The sequence below is a fragment of the Oleiphilus sp. HI0080 genome (genome assembly GCF_001635135.1).
Genome location: NZ_LWFU01000892.1, coordinates 1 through 637, shown reverse-complemented (window position 1 = coordinate 637; position 637 = coordinate 1). Strand labels below are relative to the sequence as shown.

Sequence of the window (637 nt, the reverse complement as noted above, 5' to 3'; positions counted from 1 at the left end):
AGTTGGCGAAGTGGAATTCGATGGCACCAGGAGACGTCCTTCGCCCTGGCAAACAATTACTAATCTGGTCCAACACGGCAGGCAAAACACAGGTAGCGCAAAAACAACCTACTGTTAATTATGTTCCTTCGCTGAACAGCTCGTACGCTCCGAGAGACAAACTCAAGCGGCTAAGCTACCGCGTCCGAAATGGTGATTCTTTGTGGCGAATTGCAAATCGCTTTAATGTCTCAGTGAACGAACTAAAACAATGGAACAACCTTGGGAAAAAGAAGTATCTTCAACCTGGTCAGCGCCTAACAGTGTTTGTCGATATCACTAAAGGTTAGGCGAGAAATTTTTAGCGCGCTGCCAGTACATTCAATGCAAGCTTTGCCTGCAAAAAGAATTGCTGAAAACCCGCCTGGTGACTTGCATCTATAGACCGATGACTTACCCCCATATCCGCGTAAAGCAAACCTATTTTCTTCCCCTTAGCGGAAAGGGGAGCAAGGATAAAAGCATTAGAGTCGGTTTTATAGGCTAACGCTTCGATCTCTTTTTGATGCTGCAACACCCCCTCAGCCCCTTTTATTTTGAAACATGAAGGCGCATCATCCTTGAAGAGAGAGTCGAGTAAGCCACCTGCCCCCGAGCC

1 protein-coding gene and 1 pseudogene are annotated in these 637 nt (G+C 46.9%); one reads left to right on the top strand and one right to left on the bottom strand.

Features of this window, described 5'->3' with window-relative positions; all coding sequences use genetic code 11:
* Positions 1-329 (top strand): LysM domain-containing protein (locus A3751_RS17715; protein ID WP_156492596.1); only part of this gene is annotated, 329 nt, incomplete at its 5' end.
* An 11-nt stretch (positions 330-340) separates the two neighbouring features.
* Here A3751_RS17715 and A3751_RS23060 read toward each other — a convergent pair.
* Positions 341-637, bottom strand: a pseudogene (locus tag A3751_RS23060) (hypothetical protein); the annotation flags it as partial.